Origin of the sequence: Ruminococcus sp. 1001713B170207_170306_F1 (assembly GCF_015668065.1) — a bacterium.
In the GTDB taxonomy this organism is placed as follows: domain Bacteria; phylum Bacillota; class Clostridia; order Lachnospirales; family Lachnospiraceae; genus Blautia_A; species Blautia_A faecis.
This window is the reverse complement of record NZ_JADPEX010000028.1, coordinates 1-18,469: the sequence shown is the minus strand read 5'-3', so window position 1 is coordinate 18,469 and position 18,469 is coordinate 1. Positions and strand designations below refer to the sequence as shown.

Genomic DNA, 18,469 nt, shown 5'->3' with positions numbered 1-18,469 from the left:
TCTGAGGTGCCTTCCAGGACTCTCATAGTAATAGCTAAAAATACGCAAAAAAAGGGGCTGTCGGGAAATAGACAGCCCCATTATAGTATTTGGTTATAGAGTACCAAACGAATACAATAGATTGTAAAAAAAATGGACAGCATGGTACTATGAAAGAAAAAATCCAAGGAGGAAAAGGAGTATGAAAAGAATCAAAAAACTGTCAGTTATGCTATTGTGCTGTTTACTGTTAAGCGTGATTGCCATGCCAGTTTCAGCCAGTGCGGCAAAGTTGAACAAAAAGAGTATTTCCCTTAATGTTGGAAAAACTTACACTTTGAAAGCAAGTGGAACAAAGGGGAAAATTACTTGGACAAGCAGCAAAAAGAGTGTAGCAACAGTATCTTCAAAAGGTGTTGTAAAGGCTAAGAAAAAAGGAACTGCGGTAATTACTGCAAAATATGGAAAGAAAAAACTCGCTTGCAAAGTAACTGTTAAGCAGCCGGTAAAAAGCATAAAGCTGAATAAAACATCAGCTACACTTAAAAAGGGGAAATCTCTTACTTTAAAAGCAACGATTTCTCCAAGCAGTGCTAACAATAAAGCAGTAACTTGGAGTTCAAGCAATAAAAAAGTAGCAACAGTATCTTCAAAAGGTGTTGTGAAAGCTGTTGGAAATGGAACTGCCACAATTACAGTGAAAGTGAAAGATGGAAGTGGGAAGAAAGCAACTTGTAAAATTACGGTAGGAACAACGAATACACCATCTAATAACACTCCAATTCATACAGCTATTATTGGAGTAAAGCTGAATTTAGGTATGATAAATGTTGTCTATGGAAATCATGAATTACATACCAAAATTGATCTGACAGGAGACGGAAATGCAGATCAGCTTGATATCCAAGCCACAGGAATTGGATGGTCTGATAATAAATTTAATGGCACGTTATCAATATCTGTAAATGGGAAAAATGCACAGAAGTTTGCATTATCGAGTGATAATATTTGTATATCCTATATAGCATTAAAAAATAATATTCAGATAATACGAGTTCAAAGTGGTTATTCATATTCCGAAGACGATTTCTTTATTCAATATAATAAGGCAACTAATAAATTTCAAACAGTATTAAATGAAAAATTGGGTGGTTTTTCACATGCTTACACCATACTTGATGATATAGCATTTAATGGAAATAATACGATCAAAATAAAATACTTAATTCAACCATATCTTACAGGCACAGTTAACGTGGAATATACTTATGTATATTCAAATGGTGTATTTAAAAGAGCGTCTGATACAGCCGCTGCAACTTCTTTATATTACAAAGACAAGAGTAAATTAACCTCAGAGTATTATCAGGATGGTTACCAAAATTATTTTTATGATAACAAATTTGTAGCAATGAAAAATCTTGTTTTTTATAGTTCTCCAAGTGGGAAAAATAACTTTACTCTAAAAAAAGGTGCTGTTGCTACTTTAGAGAGATTTTGTTCAAAAGACAATAATAACTATATGATTTTCAAATACAATGGACAGAGAGGATATATCAAGTTAGATGACAATCAGAAAGATTCTTTTTACGGAGTTTCCAAAAGGATGGTAGGTTAGTAAAAAAATTCAAGATTGCAAACTATGGAGGGAGCTTTTCGGCTCCCTTTTATAATAACTGTGTGTGTCCCTCAATGGCTTCTTCTATCCGCTGTGGCTCTATTCCAATATAACGCTGTGTAATGGCAGCAGAACTATGTTGGAGCAGTCGTTGGACTAAAGTAATATCGTAGCCATTATTTTTGTAAATTTCTGTTGCATACCACTTTCTGAAAGAGTGTGTTCTGATTCCCTCAAATCCAAGGTAATCGCAGACAAGAGCAAGCTGTTTATTGATTGTCCTTTCAGTCAGATCAAAAATCCTTTCAGTTTTTTCGAGTCCATTTCTCAAACAATAATTTTCAATATACTGCTGAATAACAAGGGGAACTGTAAAAACTCGTTTCTTTTTTGTTTTCTGTTCTGTTTGGTCCTATGTCAAGATTTAGTACAAGTTAAAATGAGAAATTTCTCCCCATTTTAACCTGCCAGAAGCTCAGCCTCAGTGTGTGTTCTTTCATACACTCGTTCCAATTCGTTTGGCGACATATAGTTGCAATGGCTATGAATTCGTTTCGTATTGTAGAAAGCTTCCAGATATTCAAAAATCAACTGGTATGCCTGCTTATAGTCGCGAATTTTAAAGCGATTGAGCCATTCACGTTTGATAGTAGAATGAAAGGATTCAATGCATGCATTATCCCACGGAAAGCTTTCTTCGAATAACTGCGCTGCATATTTTCGGTTGCTTTTTTATATTCCTTTGCAACATATTGGCTGCCACGATCCGAATGGATAATTAATGGTTGATCGATATTTCGGCGAGCTTTGGCTTTGTTTATAGTATCAATCACGCAAGATACTTCCAGTGTTTCTGAAAGCGTCCAGGCTATGATTTTTCTGGAAAATAAATCCATAACACTGGTCAGATAGACAAATCCATCTATTGTCCAGATGTAGGTAATATCCGAACACCAGACTGCATTCGGACGATCAGGATTAAATTGCCCATCAAGGATATTTTGTAATTCAGTGCTGAAATCGGAATCTTTTGTGGTGATCGTCCATGGTTTGCTCCACTGAGCACGGATTCCCATTTGGCGCATATATGTACCAACGGTTCTTTCCGAAATGACTTCACCAGTTTTTCGAAGTTCTACAGTGATTTTCGGAGCACCGTAGTTCTGCTTGGAATCATCATAAATATCCTGTATTTTTGCTTTTACAGCTTTACGACGTTTTTCTGTATCAGAAGGTACGTGGTGGAGCCATGCAAGATATCCTGAGCGAGAGACACCTAAAAATTTCAACATTCCGGAGACGGAAACCCGGTGCCCAGCCTTTTTGGCAGCTTCCGTCTTCTCAGACACTTCAAGATAAATGGCTTCCGTCATTTTCCCAGAATGTTGATTGCTTTTTTTAACACATCAAGTGCATCTTGGGCATCACGTAATTCACGTCTGAGACGGGCAATTTCCTTCTGCTCATCAGATGCATAATTACCAGAACCATGAACAGGAATATCACCTGATTTCCGGAAGTCTTTCAGCCATTTTGTTAATGTGCTGTATCCGATGCCAAGATTTTCTGCACATCCACGTACCCCGAGATCTTTGTGATCCTGATATTACTGGACTGCATCAAGTTTAAATTGTTTGTCATGTTGCTTTGCCATATGAGATCCTCCTTCAGCATGCCTCTATTGTATCATGCTTATGTGTATTTGGAATTTCTCATTTTGGCTTGTACTATTTATATTCTAGCACCAGTTATCTCTAATCTGTATCTGTCGCCATCCCTTACAATATCGGAGAGCCGCAGGCTCAGAATATCAGATATTCTAAGCCCAAGATTTCCCTCTAAGACAACAACTAAAATGCGGGACACATTTTTTAAGGACAGATTTTCTTGCATTTAGGATTTTCAAAAAGGCAGCAGGACACGCAAAGGACACAGGAAATATAAAAAATCTGCAAAAGCAGCAAAAAAAGAGGGAACAGATGTCTCTATTCCCTCTTTTGATAATCCTTATTTTATGCGGCTTTCTTATTCTCCGAAATATCTCTTAAGAAGACCAGCGAATGCTTTTCCGTGTCTTGCCTCGTCTCTTGCCATTTCATGAACTGTATCATGGATTGCGTCAAGGTTAGCTGCTTTAGCACGTTTCGCAAGATCAGTCTTACCAGCTGTAGCGCCGTTCTCAGCTGCTACACGCATCTCAAGGTTCTTCTTGGTGCTGTCTGTAACAACTTCACCTAATAACTCAGCGAATTTAGCTGCGTGCTCTGCTTCCTCATAAGCAGCTTTCTCATAATACATACCAACTTCCGGATATCCTTCTCTGTGAGCAACACGTGCCATAGCAAGATACATACCAACCTCAGAGCACTCGCCCTCGAAGTTTGCTCTTAAATCAGCAAGGATGTCTTCGCTGACACCTTTAGCAACGCCCACAACATGCTCAGCTGCCCATGCCATTTCATCATCCTGTTTCGTAAATTTCTCAGCCGGAGCCTTGCAGATTGGACATACTTCCGGAGCTGTGTCACCTTCATGAACATAACCACATACACTACATACCCATTTAGCCATAATTAAATTCTCCTTTTCTTATATAAAATTTTTATTTAGTTTTTAATAATAGTAATTATTACTGTTTTATGGTAACATATTGTTTCTTGCTTGTCAAGAGTTATTGAAACTTTTTTCTAACAGGATCGAATGTTCACTTAAAGTTTGGTGCTGTGGCCATTGCTTGTCGAGCGGCTGTAATTCCCTACAGAATAGCTATGATCAGAAAATGAAAAATTTATTCAACTGATTAGTGAGACTCTTCCTTCAGGCATTCCTTGCAAATTCCGAAAAATCTTGCTTTATAATCGGAAATCTGACCATCCTTAAAGTCAGCTGCAATACTCTCAAGGCTTTTATCAATATGTTCGCTGAATACGTCCATCACTCTGCCGCAGCGGGTGCACATAAAGTGACAATGGGGAACGGTGCGGGCATCGAATCGGTCTGCTCCGCCAAAGCTGGAAAGCTTCTGTATTTCACCCAGATCAGCGAGAAGAGAGAGGTTTCGGTATACAGTTCCAAGGCTGATGTTTGGATAAATCTGCTTCATATTCTCATAAACAAAATCAGCGGTGGGATGGTCGGTTCTGCCAGTAAGAAACTCCTTAATAGATTCTCTCTGGCGGCTGTATTTCAATGTGGCCATCTGATTCCTCCTTTCTCTCAATAATAGTAATTGTTACTGATATTAATATACAAGATAATTGCAAATTTGTCAATAGTAATTTGGCTAAATTTACACTAAAATTATAAATATTGCATCGCTGTAAAATGATAAATTTGGGTTTACAAACCCATTAAAATGTGATACGCTCTTTTATATGAATTTATAAGCCAAACCCATAGAAAAAGAGAGTACATTTGCGTACCGCATTACAGAGAATCCCCCGGGAGATGAGCAGTTAAGAGTTGCTTTTCCAGGCTGAGAGGGGGTGTGTATGGAACAGATGGAAGATGGCTTTGGAGGGGCGCAGTTGAAGTAATTTAGGCTGCGACAGGAACGCCTGTTATAGCGTAAGGGTATGAAGGTACCCGGTGAGATTCCCGAAGATGGTTTTTCCATCTGTACCGTGAGGCGGGAATGAATAGAAGTGGTAACACGGGATAACTCGTCTTCTCAGTATATTTGAGAAGACGTTTTTTTATGTTGTGACAGGAAGGAGAAGTTTAACCAGCTCTTTTTGTTACACAGAAAAGGAGGAAATACAATGAGTAAACCAAAATATTACATCACCACAGCCATTGCCTATACATCCGGCAAGCCGCACATTGGCAATACCTACGAGGCGGTTCTGGCAGACGCCATTGCGCGTTATAAAAGACAGCAGGGCTACGACGTATTTTTCCAGACCGGAACTGACGAGCATGGCCAGAAGATTGAGCTGAAAGCAGAAGAAGCAGGTGTTACACCTAAGGAATTCGTTGATAACATATCCGGTCAGATCAAGAGCATCTGGGATCTGATGAACACATCCTATGACAAATTCATCCGTACCACAGATGAAGACCATGAGAAACAGGTTCAGAAGATTTTCAAGAAAATGTATGCAAAAGGGGACATCTACAAGGGAGAGTACGAGGGAATGTACTGTACTCCATGTGAGTCCTTCTTCACAGAATCCCAGCTTGTAGATGGAAAATGTCCGGACTGCGGACGCCCATGCGTACCAGCCAAAGAAGAGGCTTATTTCTTCAAAATGAGCAAATACGCAGACCGTCTGATTGAGCACATTAAGACACATCCGGAATTCATTCAGCCGGAATCCCGTAAGAACGAGATGATGAACAACTTCCTTCTTCCGGGACTTCAGGATCTGTGCGTATCCAGAACTTCTTTCAAATGGGGAATTCCGGTAGACTTTGATCCGAAGCATGTTGTATATGTATGGCTGGATGCCCTGACCAACTATATTACCGGAATCGGTTATGATTGCGATGGAGACAATTCTGAACTGTTTAACAAGATGTGGCCTGCCGACCTTCATCTTATTGGAAAAGATATCATCCGTTTCCATACTATTTACTGGCCAATCTTCCTGATGTCACTGGATCTGCCTCTTCCGAAGCAGGTATTCGGTCATCCGTGGCTTCTCCAGGGCGATGGAAAAATGAGCAAATCCAAAGGAAACGTTATCTACGCAGACGAGCTGGTTGATTTCTTCGGCGTTGATGCTGTCCGTTATTTCGTACTTCATGAAATGCCGTTTGACAACGATGGTGTGATCACCTGGGAGCTGATGGTAGAGCGTATGAATTCCGAGCTGGCAAATACTCTTGGAAACCTGGTAAACCGTACCATCTCCATGTCAAACAAATACTTTGGCGGCGTGGTAGAGAATAAAGGCGTAACAGAACCTGTTGACGATGATCTGAAGAGCTTCATTCTTTCTGTTCCTGCAAAGGTTGATGCAAAGATGGAGAAACTTCGTGTAGCAGATGCCATCACAGAAGTGTTCACTATTTTCAAACGCTGCAACAAATATATTGATGAGACAATGCCATGGGCACTTGCAAAGGATGAGTCCAAACAGGATCGTCTTGCAACCGTTCTTTACAATCTGGTTGAGGGCATTTGCATTGGAACCACTCTTCTTGAGTCCTTTATGCCGGACACAACAAAGAGAATCCTTGGTCAGTTAAATGCTTCTGAGAGAACTCTTGAGGATCTGAAGACATTTGGACTGTATCCGTCAGGAAACAAGGTAACAGACAAACCGGAGATCCTTTTTGCCCGTATGGACATCAAAGAAGTTATGGAAAAAGTAAACGAGCTTCATCCACCGAAAGAAGAGCCGAAGGAAGAAAAGCCAGAGGAGAAGGTTGTAGATATTGAGGCGAAGCCGGAGATCACATTTGATGATTTCGCAAAGCTTCAGTTCCAGGTTGGTGAGGTTATTGCCTGTGAGGCGGTGAAGAAATCCAAGAAGCTTCTTTGCTCCCAGGTTAAGATTGGAAGCCAGGTTCGCCAGATCGTATCTGGAATCAAGGCTTACTATACACCAGAGGAAATGGTTGGCAAAAAGGTTATGGTAGTAACCAACTTAAAACCAGCGAAACTTGCAGGAATTCTTAGTGAGGGAATGATTCTCTGCGCAGAGGATGCTGAGGGAAATGTATGCGTAGTCAGCCCTGAAAAAAATATGCCGACAGGATCTGAAATCTGCTGATTTTGACCGGAAGCGTCCATCTGATATAGCCGGAATATAATACAATAGGTTAATATTGTTATAAAAAGGGACGAATTATGTGTAATAAACTAAGCCATTTTGATAAAAATGGTAATGCTGTTATGGTGGATGTCTCGGATAAACCGATTACCCACAGAACTGCAATTGCAACAGGTTCTATCCAGGTTGGAGCAGAAATCATGGAGCATCTTACTGCAGGCACTGTGGCAAAGGGAGACGTTCTTGGCGTTGCCAGAGTTGCCGGGATCATGTCTGTGAAGCACACCTCGGATCTGGTACCTATGTGCCATCCTTTGCCGGTTACCAAATGTACCATTGATTTCGAAATTGAAAAAGAAAATGAAATTATCCGCACTTTTTGCACTGTGAAGACAGACGGTAAAACCGGTGTGGAAATGGAAGCCCTTACAGGTGTGCAGGTGACTCTTCTTACAATTTATGATATGTGCAAGGCAATCGACAAGCATATGGTGATGACGGATATTCACCTGGTAGAGAAAACTGGTGGTAAGAGTGGAGATTTTTTATTCAAAGAAATAAAAACGAAGGGGGGAGAAAAATGAAACGAGTAGCAATTATCACATCCAGTGATATGGGATTTCAGGGCAAGCGGGAAGATTTAAGCGGTCCGGCAATTAAGGAAATTGCAGAAAGAGAAGGCTATCAGGTAGTATCTATGGATATTCTTCCGGATGACCGTGCCATGCTTTCCAGACGAATGGCGGAAATCGCAGATGAGAATCAGGCAGAACTGATTTTGACTACTGGTGGAACTGGCTTTTCCCCGCGGGATATTATGCCGGAGGCTACCGAAGATATCATAGAACGTAAGGTCCCTGGAATCCCGGAAGCCATCCGCGCCTACAGCATGACGATCACAAAACGCGCCATGCTCAGCCGCGCTACAGCCGGAATCCGAAAAAAGACTCTGATTATTAATCTTCCAGGCAGTCCGAAAGCAGTAAAGGAGAGTCTGGAATACATTATTGGAGCTCTTGGCCATGGTATTGAGATTATGGCCGGGGAAGCTGGAAATTGTGCAAGGCAGTAAATATTCATAAATTTTATAGTAAATGAGAATCCCCTCCACTATGCAGCAGTTGCTTTTGTGGAGGGGATTCTCAGTTTGGGAGCTGACGAAGACTGCTTATGGCTGCTCTTTCATAGTTTTAAAATACTGGCTTGTTACAACCAGAGAGTTGTGCACCATATCTTCCAGTGCCTGATCTGTAAAATATGCGGCGTGAGGCAGCATAAGTACATTAGGCATAGAGTTTAAGATTGCCATTTCGTGATGTATAATCATCTGATTTTTGTGATCTCGGTAATAAATATTCCGGTCTCCATCAATTACATCAAGACCTGCTCCTGCAATATGGCCGCTTTCAAGTGCTTGAATAAGTGCTGTTGAATCAATGACGGAACTCCGGGCAGTATTTATTAGTGTAGGTTTTTCGCTGAGAAGCTTAAGGTCTATATTGTAATTCTGGTAATACTTCTCAAAAACAGGAAGTTCTTCCGGTTCAACAGTATATGAGATCATTTTCATCTGGCTTTTCATTTTCCGTCACTGTCCTTTGCTCTATGATATCAGCATTTATTCCTGCTATGGATGCAGTGAACCAGTAAACATGTCCGCTTTTTATAAACTTATAAAGTGATGTGAAGCCGCCGAGAAGACAGGAACACTGGTTTGTTCCTGCAATCAGATGCACCGGGAATCCAGTGAGCATAAAGGTGGGAAGGGTGAGGAGACCTCCGCCTCCGGATACGGCATCAATGATTCCTGCAAAAAAGAAGGATATGCTTATTATTACAAATGTAGATAAATGTAGTTCCATAGGCGCCTCCCAATAACGAGTATAAAAAAAGCCAGCGCATATCTGCACCGGCTTCTTTGCTGATTTGTTTTTCACATTATCGGTCGAATCTTCTGAATTGTCAAGTATTTTTTTACTGTTTTTGAAATTGTATTTAAAATAGTTTGATGTTCGTTCCATTCACAGTAACACTGAAATAGAACTTTCATAAAGCGGTTTATAACACTTTACTGGTATGATTTTTGTATGCTATAATTGTTGTATCTCAAAGAAAAATGAGGCAGAAAAATGATATTTGATACACATGCACATTATGATGATGAGGCATTTGACGAAGACAGAGATCAGCTCCTTTCTTCCATGAAAGACGGGGGAGTGGGCTGTATTGTAAATGTGTGCGCGTCCGTCGGGGGATTTGGCGGGACCTTGGAATTGATAAAAGCGTATCCTTTTGTGTATGGCGCAGTGGGGGTTCATCCCGACGATGCAGGAATTATGACACAGGATACTCTGGATGAGATCCGGCGTCTTTCCCATTTGGAGAAAATGGTCGCCATCGGAGAAATTGGTCTGGACTATTACTGGCATAAGGAAGAGGCGGAGCATAAACAGCAGCAGGAGATGTTCCGGGCGCAGATGGACATTGCTAGGGAGGAGAAACTGCCATTTATGATCCACAGCCGGGATGCAGCCGAGGACACTCTGGAGATTGTAAAGGAATATATGAAAAAAGATATGTCCGGAGGAATCATTCACTGCTTTTCCTACAGTAAGGAGATTGCGGCGGAATATTTGAAAATGGGACTTTATCTTGGCATTGGCGGCGTGCTTACTTTCAAAAATGCAAAGAAGCTGAAAGAAGTAGCTGCCATAGCGCCGCTGTCCCAGATCGTTCTGGAAACGGACTGCCCTTACATGGCACCGGAGCCCAATCGAGGCAGGAGAAATTCCTCCTTGAATCTGCCCTATGTTGCAGAAGCCCTGGCGCAGATCAAGGGAATTACTGCAGAAGAAGTAATTGCAGTGACGGAAGAGAATGCGAAGCGGTTATTATTCAGAGCATAAATTTTGACGGACAAGGAGACAAGTAGTGCAAAGTCAGTTAGTATTTCAGGAAGAAAAAGAGAGGGAACGACTGAGAAGACAGAATTTGCTGTTGTCACAGGCAGAGAAACCTGCGTTAGAGCATTTTTTTAAGGGAAAGTCAGAACTTTCTGTTCTGGATATTGGCTGCAATGATGGAGCCCGAACCTTTCACCGCTTTTCAGATGACAGGATTTCCAGGGTGATTGGCCTGGAGTATAATCAGCAGCTTGTGGAAAGAGCCAACAGTCAGTACGGAAATACTAAATTTTCTTTTTATCAGATGGATGTGGATCGGGATTCGTTTTCCGCGGATTTTCAGAAGCTATGCACGGAACCGGAAGACAGAGAATTTGATCTGATCTGTCTTTCTTTTGTATTAATGCATTTGCATGATGGGGAAAAGCTGCTTCGCACATTGAAGAATTTTTTGAAAAAAGGCGGAGTGATTTTTATCACAGAAAGCAATGACCGCATATCCACTTTGGCTCCAGATGAAAAGAATTTTCTTGGACAGTTTCTGGATATCTTAAAAGAGGACAAATACGCAGGAAAAAGAGAAACCGGTCAGGCCGTTCCCGGCTGGCTGACCAACTGCGGATACGATCATATCCATGTCTGGTGCAAGGGGATTTCCGCTGCCAAAGGCGAACAGCAGCAAAAAGAAGATATTTTCCAGACCTTTTTTTCCTATTTGCCCGAGGATGTGGAAATCTTGCTGGCGGAAGAACCGGATAACAGAAAATATCAGGACTGGCAGAACTGGCTGAAGAAGAATTATGAAGAACTTCAGCAGCTGATTCTGAGTGAGGAATCGGAGATTACAATGGGCATGCAGATTTTGTCCTGTGAGAGGGGAAGCTTATGACACAAAAGACAGGCTGGCTTGGGGCTTCTGGCAGAGAATTTTGTCTGTGTTCATTGGAAAAAGAGGATATTGAAGAAACACTGCAGCTTATGGACCGGTGCGTAGGCGAAAATCTATATCAGAAAGAAGAACTTGAGCAGGCCATTGGAAGCAGTGAACGAGCATTTCTGCTGCTGAGAACTGCAGAAGGAGAACTTGCAGGCTATATTTATTACTATCTTACCAATGAGAAGCAGATTGCAGAGGATACCAGGCTTACGGAACAGAAAATCCAACGGGTATGCCAGCAGGATACTTTGGCACCTGTTGGCAAGATTCAGTCAGTAGGAATAAAAGAAGCATTTCGCAGACAGGGTCTGGCAGTTGGGCTTATGAACTATGCATTGAATCAGTTTGCGGAGAAGGGCATAGGGGAAGTGTTTATCATCTGCTGGAATGCAGGCGGTAAAGTTCCTCTGGAAAGGGCACTTCAGGAATGTAAGTTTGTTCATCTTTTTTCTGCAAAGATGATCTGGTATAATAAAAAAGAACTTTATTGTCCATATTGCAAAGGACGCTGCAAGTGTGATGCAGAGGTTTATTTTAAGAAAGTTAAGGAAAGGAATTGCAAATGAAAATAAAACTTCTTCCTAAATTTATACTTTCACTTGGCGTGATCGGTGTAATCCTTACCATTGCCATTTCTCTTTTCAGTTATAGAAGCTCCAGATCCTATCTGGAAAATCTATATGCACAGAGGGTAATGACGAACAGCAATAGTATTGCAGATATGATGTCGGTTTCGGATGTGAAGAAAATCCTGGCAGAAGGTGGGGACAAGACAGAAGAATATTCGGAAATGGTTACGTTGTTTAACAAGCTGAAAAAGGACGGCGATGTTACATATCTGTCTCTGGTTGTTCCGGATGAAGACAGTGTTCATTTCTACATAGATGCCCTGGTTGAGGAATTGGGAGATGATCCTGCGAATCAGATTGCCTATGGAAGTGACATTTTGTACACTGATGCTGCAAATCCTGATGATCCTGCTGACATGGAGAAATATATTACCATATGGAACCAGTATCAGCAGAATAAAGGTGTGGATCATCCGCTTGTGACGGACAACAGCTATGGCTATAATTACACGGGCATTTCGGTGATTCTGGACGAGAATGGAAAGGCTCTGGCAGAAATTCAGTATATTCTGGATATGAAAGAGGTCAGGAATTATCTGAATTCCTTTCTTATCAATATGCTGCTGATTTCTTTTTGCATTATCGCAGTGACGATGGCTGCGTATATTGTCTTTGTGCGAAAGACAATCACCAGACCGATCAGCAGGCTGGCTGATTTTACCCAGGAGATTACAGAGAGCGGAAAGTTTGAGAATCAGAGAATTACCATGAAAACTGGTGATGAGATCGAGGCACTAAGTGACTCTTTCAACTTTATGATGGAAGAGCTTGAAAATTATATTGCCAATTTGTCCAAAGTGACTGCTGAGAAGGAGCGAATCGGCACTGAGCTGGATATCGCCAGGAATATTCAGGCATCTATGCTGCCATGTATTTTCCCGGCTTTTCCGGATCGTAAGGAATTTGATATTTATGCAACTATGACACCTGCAAAGGAAGTTGGCGGTGATTTTTACGATTTCTTCATGGTAGATGAGACACATCTGGCAATTGTTATGGCCGATGTATCCGGAAAAGGTGTTCCGGCTGCGCTCTTTATGGTCATTGGAAAAACGCTTATCAAGGATCACACTACACCAGGAAGAGATTTGGGGGAGGTTTTCTCTACTGTAAATAATCTTCTTTGTGAGGCAAACAGTGAAGGCTTGTTTATCACTGCTTTTGAAGGTGTGCTGGATCTGGTGACAGGAGAGTTCTGTTTCGTAAATGCTGGACATGAAATGCCATTTATCTGTAAAGCAGGCGGCAGTTTTGAGGCATATAAGATCCGTCCAGGCTTTGTCCTTGCTGGATTTGAAGATATGAACTATAAAGCCGGCAGTATGACGCTGGATGTGGGAGATTTGATCTTCCAGTATACAGACGGTGTGACTGAGGCTACAAATGTAGAAAATCAGCTTTATGGAATGGAGCGTCTGGAGCAGGTTCTGAATCGTGTAAAAGACAGAACACCATCAGAAATTCTGCCTGAAGTGAAAAAAGATATTGATGCTTTTGTGGGAGAGGCACCGCAGTTTGATGATATTACCATGCTTTGCGTAGAGTATAAGGCGAAGATGGAAAAAGCATGATCGGGCAAAAAAAGGCTGAATTCTGGAAATGAGATAATTTCCGGAATTCAGCCTTTTTCAAATATGCTCTGGTCAAAAATCTATTTAGTACCAAAAATTCTGTCGCCTGCATCGCCAAGTCCCGGGCAGATATAAGCGCGGTCGTTCAGTTCTCTGTCCAGATGTCCTACATAGATCTGCACATCCGGGTGCACCTCATGAAGTCGTTTCAGACCTTCCGGAGCAGCGATAACAAACATACATTTAATGCTCTTTCCACCATGTTGTTTGATGAAGTTAACGGCGGAGATAGCAGAGCCGCCAGTTGCAAGCATGGGGTCAACCATAACGATGAGACGCTGGTCGATAGGATCCGGAAGCTTACAATAGTACTCATGAGGCTCATGAGTAACCGGGTCACGGTAAAGACCAATATGACCGATCTTGGCAGACGGAACCAGAGTGGTGATACCATTTACCATACCCAGACCTGCACGAAGTACAGGAACAACAGCAAGCTTCTTACCAGAAATCATAGGAGTTCTGCAAGTCTCAATAGGAGTCTCAACTTCAACATCCTCAAGAGGAAGATCGCGAAGAGCTTCAAAACCCATAAGAACTGCAATCTCCTCAATAAGTTTGCGGAATTCGTTTGTTCCGGTCTCCTTATTACGAAGAATGGAAATCTTATGCTGGATCAGCGGGTGATCCATAATAAAAACATTGTCCATATCTGAAAAATTTGACATGATAAAAACCTCCGTAGTGTGATAAAGTTGCCATTGCCCTATGCAATAACAATCGTTACTGTTCACTCCGTGATCAGTAACACGCTTCGCGATGCACAGAAAGACGAACCTTCTTGTGATAAGCACAAGAAGTAGCGTTTGCTGCGCAAACTTAATTCTCGGGTTTTCCGTGAACTTTGTTCACAAAAAACACCTCGCGGAACGTTACCAGTGAACAGGAACTAACAATCCCTTCAGAACTTTTTTCAAATAGGCTCTATAGCGTATTGAAAATGCTTTATGGGAATACTGTAAAAATCATATCGCACTTTCTATAGAAAGTCAATAATTGTAAAAAATTGTCGCATACTTTATACTATAACAAGATTGCTGTTCACAGTATAGACCGTATTGGAAGAAATCATGCGAATGTATGATTTCTGTGCATTGTGAAGCGCGTTACCAGTCAGGTCGTGAACAGGCGCTAGAGCGTGTTTGAAAAATCATTCCCGCAATCTGCACGCCCCACTTTGCGGTATATTTTGCCCGAATTCAGTTGCCGTAGTCCGCTACGGCGCCTTCATCCGGACAAAATCTCCCACAAATTGTGACGCACATCTTGCAGAAAGCCTTTTTCAAACACGCTCTAAGGGAAAAGGAGGAACTATATTTATGAAATTCAGAGTTGAGGGCATTTATGATGCCAAAAAGCTGGGAATCCCACAGATGCTGATCCTGGGACTCCAGCATATGTTCGCCATGTTTGGTGCTACCATTCTGGTGCCGATCCTGGTAAATAACTATTTTCACGGCGAGGGCTTATCCATTCAGGTAACCCTGTTCTGTGCCGGATTCGGAACACTTCTGTTCCATGTACTGACTAAGCTGAAGGTACCTGCATTCCTGGGCTCATCATTTGCATTTCTTGGCGGATTTGCCACAGTTGCAGAGCTTGACACTGGAATTTTTGCCAACATGTCTTATGGAGAGAAGCTTCCATATGCATGCGGTGGTGTGTTTGTAGCAGGACTTCTGTATCTGGTACTTGCAATGATCGTTAAGGTAATTGGTGTAAAGCGCGTCATGCGTTATCTGCCTCCGGTTGTAACTGGTCCGATTATTATCTGTATTGGTCTTAGCCTTGCACCGTCTGCAATCAGCAACGCATCCCAGAACTGGATCCTTGCTTTGATCGCACTTGGAACTGTTATTTTCTTCAATATCTGGGGCGTTGGAATGTTCCGTATTATTCCGATTCTGATGGGTATTGTTGTTTCTTATGTGGTTGCCCTGATCATGAATGCCCTTGGCATGACAAACGCAGATGGAAGTGCTATCCTCAGCTTTGCAGGAGTAGCAAGCGCGCCGATCGTAGGTGTTCCGAAATTCTTCCTCTGCAAATTTAACATTACTGCAATCCTTGCAATGGCGCCGATTGCGATTGCTTCCATGATGGAGCACATTGGCGATATTTCTGCTATTTCCGCAACAGTTGACCGCAATTTCATCGAAGATCCGGGACTTCACCGTACACTTCTGGGTGACGGACTTGCAACTTCCTTGTCAGCACTGATCGGTGGACCTGCAAATACAACTTACGGAGAGAACACCAGTGTTCTTGCTCTGAGCCGTGTTTATGACCCGAAGGTAATCCGTCTGGCTGCTATTTATGCAGTTATCCTCAGCTTTATCCCGAAGATGGCTGAGGTGATCAGTTCCCTTCCGTCTGCGATCATCGGTGGTATCAGTTTTATTCTTTATGGAATGATCTCTGCTGTTGGTGTCCGTAATGTAGTTGAGAACAAAGTAGATCTGACACGTTCCCGTAACCTGGTTATTACAGCGGTTATCCTGGTTTGTGGTCTTGGTATTTCCGATGGACTTACATTTACCATCGCAGGCGCACATATTACTCTTACAGGACTTGCACTTGCTGCAATTGTAGGAATCCTGCTGAACGCCGTTCTTCCGGGAAATGACTATGTGTTTGAGACTGCAAAGAAGAAAGAGGAGATGGAAGACGACTGATCCGGCTGGCTTTCCTATATGGTGATGCTGCCGGCAGGTGAAATGTCCGTTTAGCTGATATATAAAAAGAACTCGATTCAAAGCAAATAAATTCGGGAGTCTTTTTCAAAGAGGCTCTAAGTACATTTATTTGCCATGTATGAATCGAGTTCTTTTTTATGTTGTAATAGGAAATGCTGTTGGAATTTCCTATTACCGGGCAGAATCGCACTGCGGCGGAAGGGGAGGTGTCGTTCGAGGCGACCTGCCGCAGTGCAATTCTGCAAGAAGGAATCTTTTTAGAAGCTTCCGCCTGTACCTCCGTGATCGCTGTCTGAGCCGCCGGAGGAACTGTCACTATCCTTCGGTTTCGCTGTTTTGGTAACTGTGTGATACAGGAAAATATCGTTTGATCTTGTCAGTGCCATACTTCCCTGGCGCACATAATCCACTGCGCTGTCCTGTGTCCGTACGCTTTTCAGCTGGGCTCTCATGCCCATGGTACACAGAAACGCAAGCACAAGACCGATTCCCAGGGAAATGAGAATCCATATGGAAGAAAAGGGCTCTGTATAAGGCTCCCCGTTAGCAGCCATTTCCAACAGATCCTGACACAGATCTGCGTAGGTATCGAAAGCGCCGTAGAAGTTTTCATCCTTTAACAGAGGCTCTACATTTTCCTTCAGATAAGCAAGTCCGTCATCGTTAAACGCAGTCATACCATATCCGTGGGTGGTAATGTGCCATTCACGGTCGCCAATGCTGACCATGAACAGGATTCCGTCGTGGTTTTCGCCGGTTCCGTAACCATTCTCATCGAAGAAATGATCTGTAAAGTAGTTCATCTCATTGCCGTCTTTCGACTCTACTGTGGCAACTGCCACTTCCAGATTGTATTCCCCGGTGATGGCTTCCAGCTTATCCAGAAGCTGGGATTCTTCTTCATCTGTGAGAAGATCCGCCTCGTCCAGGACAAGGGAAAATTCGGAGGCTGCAAAGTCCTGATAAGAGTCATCTTCCTCACTGCCGGATCCGCCAAAGCTGTTGGAAGCTTCGGCCTGTACCGTAACAGCTCCCGTACCTGGCAAAGCAGTAGTAAAAAGCGCATCCGTGCCTGGAATAACTGCACTGAAAAGGCTTCCTGCTCCCAGCACTGCCGCCAGAATAATTCCAAATGATTGTTTTTTCATGGCATGTTCCTCCTTAACAAAATGTGTGAATCAGCCATGCAATGGCGTAAGCAGCAACGGAAAAACCTGCAGTAAGTCCAAGGAACCATTTAGTGAAAATACCTTTATCTACAGGCAGATTTCCTACAAATTTACCAGTCTGTCCGTTCATGCCGAACAGATAGTGGTTGCCCTTCCAGGTGGTGGAAAGAAGCCATACCGGGAAAAGGGCATAGTGGGTTTTACCGCCTTTTAACTGAATACGGGTATCTTCAGGGGTAACGCTGTCATAACCGATGACCGTATCGCGAAAAGCATCCTCAGCGGCTTTTCTTACACGCTGGTTGGCGCGCTCAGCAGATTCTTCTGCGGATACATCATATTTGTCCGCAACGTATCCTGCCAGGTAAGGAGTGGCAAAGTCCACAGCCTCGGAAATTACATAAGGCTCCAGAGACTCTGTTAAATCATTGTCAATTTTGGAAGAACCGTCTACCGGAATCTGGTCGAACCCGATGTTTCCAGCCCGGAAAACAGAGTAATGGCTGGTTTCCGTATAATCATAGTCGCTGTCACTCCAGAAACGGGTCTTGGTGGCATGATAGCGGATATCTGCAGAGGCGTCGGTGTCAAAAAGCCAGAAAGGCACATAAACACCTTTGATCTCGTCAATGTGATTTTCCTTTTTAAATACTTTGGGTAAAAGGATCTTGCCGTGAAGATGTTTGGTCAGACCTTCTTTGGCTGCCTTTTTGTCCAGCTTAAACGGAATGATAAAATCCGGACGCAGGGTACCGGAAAATTTGCCGGACATTACCACTGGATTGCCGCAGAATGGGCAAGAGGAAGCACCTGTGCTTTCATCGGCAACGATTTCTCCGCCGCAGGACTGGCATATGTAAACGGACATTCCGCTGGCTTCATCTTCCTTCCAGGAGTTGTCTGAAGCACTTTCCCAGTTCAATTCATCAGATTGCTGGTTAGCTGCTGCTTCGTTAAATTCTTTGACGGTTTCCATATCAAATTCAGTGTCGCAGTAAGGACATTTCATCTTCTGGAGCGTACTGTTGAATTCGATAGCTCCGCCGCAGCAGGGGCATTTATATTCAAGTAAATCGGACATAGTTCATCTCCTTTTATGCTGCTTTTTTATAGGCGTTTGCGAAACGCCAAAAGCCGCATAAATACGGCATTTTTTTGTTGTTAAAATAAAATATCTCCTCAAGGTT

At 42.6% G+C, this 18,469-nt stretch carries 17 protein-coding genes, 2 pseudogenes and 1 other annotated feature; of the genes and pseudogenes, 9 read left to right on the top strand and 10 right to left on the bottom strand.

What is annotated here, in order from left to right:
- Positions 1-181: 181 nt before the first annotated feature.
- Entirely contained in the window at positions 182-1,597 is a 1,416-nt protein-coding gene (locus tag I4V84_RS15575) for an Ig-like domain-containing protein (RefSeq protein ID WP_195992841.1), read from the top strand.
- A 49-nt stretch (positions 1,598-1,646) separates the two neighbouring features.
- Here the strand turns inward: I4V84_RS15575 and I4V84_RS15570 are convergent.
- The 4 genes and pseudogenes from I4V84_RS15570 to I4V84_RS15555 all read right to left on the bottom strand — a co-directional run.
- Positions 1,647-1,982, bottom strand: a pseudogene (locus I4V84_RS15570) (tyrosine-type recombinase/integrase); the annotation flags it as partial.
- A gap of 202 nt (positions 1,983-2,184) precedes the next feature.
- A complete protein-coding gene (locus I4V84_RS15565) occupies positions 2,185-2,970 on the bottom strand; it encodes an IS3 family transposase (protein WP_243284127.1) in 786 nt (261 codons plus the stop codon).
- A 652-nt stretch (positions 2,971-3,622) separates the two neighbouring features.
- Positions 3,623-4,168 (bottom strand): NADH peroxidase, encoded by a 546-nt coding sequence (locus tag I4V84_RS15560; RefSeq protein ID WP_148463755.1) that lies wholly within the window; start codon positions 4,166-4,168, stop codon positions 3,623-3,625.
- A gap of 229 nt (positions 4,169-4,397) precedes the next feature.
- Entirely contained in the window at positions 4,398-4,796 is a 399-nt protein-coding gene (locus I4V84_RS15555) for a transcriptional repressor (RefSeq protein ID WP_118577930.1), read from the bottom strand.
- A 188-nt stretch (positions 4,797-4,984) separates the two neighbouring features.
- Positions 4,985-5,270, top strand: a binding site (T-box leader).
- Positions 5,271-5,358: 88 nt separating this feature from the next.
- Here I4V84_RS15555 and metG point away from each other — a divergent pair.
- The 3 genes from metG to I4V84_RS15540 all read left to right on the top strand — a co-directional run bounded on the left by metG (position 5,359) and on the right by I4V84_RS15540 (position 8,389).
- Positions 5,359-7,317, top strand: a complete 1,959-nt coding sequence (gene metG, locus I4V84_RS15550) for a methionine--tRNA ligase (protein WP_195992839.1) — start codon at positions 5,359-5,361, stop codon at positions 7,315-7,317.
- 77 nt (positions 7,318-7,394) lie between these two features.
- Positions 7,395-7,901, top strand: coding sequence for a cyclic pyranopterin monophosphate synthase MoaC (moaC, locus tag I4V84_RS15545; RefSeq protein ID WP_195992836.1), 507 nt, complete (start codon positions 7,395-7,397; stop codon positions 7,899-7,901).
- Complete coding sequence (locus tag I4V84_RS15540; RefSeq protein WP_195992834.1) at positions 7,898-8,389, top strand: MogA/MoaB family molybdenum cofactor biosynthesis protein; 492 nt, start codon at positions 7,898-7,900, stop codon at positions 8,387-8,389. Before moaC ends, I4V84_RS15540 begins: the two co-directional genes overlap by 4 nt.
- Positions 8,390-8,485: 96 nt before the next feature.
- On the opposite strand, the gene I4V84_RS15535 is transcribed toward I4V84_RS15540, so the two are convergent.
- Together I4V84_RS15535 and I4V84_RS15530 are read right to left on the bottom strand one after the other, a co-directional pair.
- Positions 8,486-8,887, bottom strand: coding sequence for an NAD(P)-dependent oxidoreductase (locus I4V84_RS15535; RefSeq protein WP_207748685.1), 402 nt, complete (start codon positions 8,885-8,887; stop codon positions 8,486-8,488).
- Complete coding sequence (locus tag I4V84_RS15530) at positions 8,862-9,179, bottom strand: sulfite exporter TauE/SafE family protein (protein ID WP_195992830.1); 318 nt, start codon at positions 9,177-9,179, stop codon at positions 8,862-8,864. Before I4V84_RS15530 ends, I4V84_RS15535 begins: the two co-directional genes overlap by 26 nt.
- 267 nt (positions 9,180-9,446) lie before the next feature.
- Between I4V84_RS15530 and I4V84_RS15525 the strand changes: the two genes are divergently transcribed.
- The 4 genes from I4V84_RS15525 to I4V84_RS15510 are packed head-to-tail and all read left to right on the top strand — an operon-like array spanning position 9,447 to position 13,357.
- Positions 9,447-10,223 (top strand): TatD family hydrolase, encoded by a 777-nt coding sequence (locus I4V84_RS15525; protein WP_195992828.1) that lies wholly within the window; start codon positions 9,447-9,449, stop codon positions 10,221-10,223.
- Positions 10,224-10,248: 25 nt separating this feature from the next.
- A complete protein-coding gene (locus I4V84_RS15520; protein ID WP_195992826.1) occupies positions 10,249-11,109 on the top strand; it encodes a class I SAM-dependent methyltransferase in 861 nt (286 codons plus the stop codon).
- Positions 11,106-11,723, top strand: coding sequence for a GNAT family N-acetyltransferase (locus I4V84_RS15515; protein WP_195992824.1), 618 nt, complete (start codon positions 11,106-11,108; stop codon positions 11,721-11,723). Before I4V84_RS15520 ends, I4V84_RS15515 begins: the two co-directional genes overlap by 4 nt.
- A complete protein-coding gene (locus tag I4V84_RS15510) occupies positions 11,720-13,357 on the top strand; it encodes a SpoIIE family protein phosphatase (protein ID WP_227198948.1) in 1,638 nt (545 codons plus the stop codon). The genes I4V84_RS15515 and I4V84_RS15510 overlap by 4 nt, the downstream gene beginning before the upstream one ends.
- An 80-nt stretch (positions 13,358-13,437) precedes the next feature.
- On the opposite strand, the gene upp is transcribed toward I4V84_RS15510, so the two are convergent.
- Together upp and I4V84_RS20855 are read right to left on the bottom strand one after the other, a co-directional pair.
- A complete protein-coding gene (upp, locus tag I4V84_RS15505; protein WP_118579383.1) occupies positions 13,438-14,067 on the bottom strand; it encodes a uracil phosphoribosyltransferase in 630 nt (209 codons plus the stop codon).
- Positions 14,068-14,523: 456 nt separating this feature from the next.
- Positions 14,524-14,682, bottom strand: a pseudogene (locus tag I4V84_RS20855) (DUF6783 domain-containing protein).
- A 54-nt stretch (positions 14,683-14,736) separates the two neighbouring features.
- Here I4V84_RS20855 and I4V84_RS15500 point away from each other — a divergent pair.
- Complete coding sequence (locus I4V84_RS15500; protein ID WP_118579324.1) at positions 14,737-16,092, top strand: uracil-xanthine permease family protein; 1,356 nt, start codon at positions 14,737-14,739, stop codon at positions 16,090-16,092.
- Between the two features lie 278 nt (positions 16,093-16,370).
- Here I4V84_RS15500 and I4V84_RS15495 read toward each other — a convergent pair whose 3' ends face one another.
- Positions 16,371-17,261 (bottom strand): TPM domain-containing protein, encoded by an 891-nt coding sequence (locus tag I4V84_RS15495; protein WP_118579327.1) that lies wholly within the window; start codon positions 17,259-17,261, stop codon positions 16,371-16,373.
- Between the two features lie 13 nt (positions 17,262-17,274).
- A complete protein-coding gene (locus tag I4V84_RS15490; protein WP_118579330.1) occupies positions 17,275-18,363 on the bottom strand; it encodes a hypothetical protein in 1,089 nt (362 codons plus the stop codon).
- Positions 18,364-18,469: the final 106 nt, after the last annotated feature.

What these genes read in the sequence shown, in the direction of transcription:
- metG (WP_195992839.1), top strand. Translation starts at nt 5,359, where the DNA reads ATGAGTAAACCAAAATATTACATCACCACAGCCATTGCCTATACATCC.
- I4V84_RS15530 (WP_195992830.1), bottom strand. Translation starts at nt 9,179, where the DNA reads ATGGAACTACATTTATCTACATTTGTAATAATAAGCATATCCTTCTTT.
- I4V84_RS15555 (WP_118577930.1), bottom strand. Translation starts at nt 4,796, where the DNA reads ATGGCCACATTGAAATACAGCCGCCAGAGAGAATCTATTAAGGAGTTT.
- I4V84_RS15575 (WP_195992841.1), top strand. Translation starts at nt 182, where the DNA reads ATGAAAAGAATCAAAAAACTGTCAGTTATGCTATTGTGCTGTTTACTG.
- I4V84_RS15525 (WP_195992828.1), top strand. Translation starts at nt 9,447, where the DNA reads ATGATATTTGATACACATGCACATTATGATGATGAGGCATTTGACGAA.
- upp (WP_118579383.1), bottom strand. Translation starts at nt 14,067, where the DNA reads ATGGACAATGTTTTTATTATGGATCACCCGCTGATCCAGCATAAGATT.
- I4V84_RS15540 (WP_195992834.1), top strand. Translation starts at nt 7,898, where the DNA reads ATGAAACGAGTAGCAATTATCACATCCAGTGATATGGGATTTCAGGGC.
- I4V84_RS15495 (WP_118579327.1), bottom strand. Translation starts at nt 17,261, where the DNA reads ATGAAAAAACAATCATTTGGAATTATTCTGGCGGCAGTGCTGGGAGCA.
- I4V84_RS15510 (WP_227198948.1), top strand. Translation starts at nt 11,720, where the DNA reads ATGAAAATAAAACTTCTTCCTAAATTTATACTTTCACTTGGCGTGATC.
- I4V84_RS15560 (WP_148463755.1), bottom strand. Translation starts at nt 4,168, where the DNA reads ATGGCTAAATGGGTATGTAGTGTATGTGGTTATGTTCATGAAGGTGAC.
- I4V84_RS15515 (WP_195992824.1), top strand. Translation starts at nt 11,106, where the DNA reads ATGACACAAAAGACAGGCTGGCTTGGGGCTTCTGGCAGAGAATTTTGT.
- I4V84_RS15535 (WP_207748685.1), bottom strand. Translation starts at nt 8,887, where the DNA reads ATGAAAATGATCTCATATACTGTTGAACCGGAAGAACTTCCTGTTTTT.
- I4V84_RS15565 (WP_243284127.1), bottom strand. Translation starts at nt 2,970, where the DNA reads ATGACGGAAGCCATTTATCTTGAAGTGTCTGAGAAGACGGAAGCTGCC.
- I4V84_RS15500 (WP_118579324.1), top strand. Translation starts at nt 14,737, where the DNA reads ATGAAATTCAGAGTTGAGGGCATTTATGATGCCAAAAAGCTGGGAATC.
- I4V84_RS15490 (WP_118579330.1), bottom strand. Translation starts at nt 18,363, where the DNA reads ATGTCCGATTTACTTGAATATAAATGCCCCTGCTGCGGCGGAGCTATC.
- moaC (WP_195992836.1), top strand. Translation starts at nt 7,395, where the DNA reads ATGTGTAATAAACTAAGCCATTTTGATAAAAATGGTAATGCTGTTATG.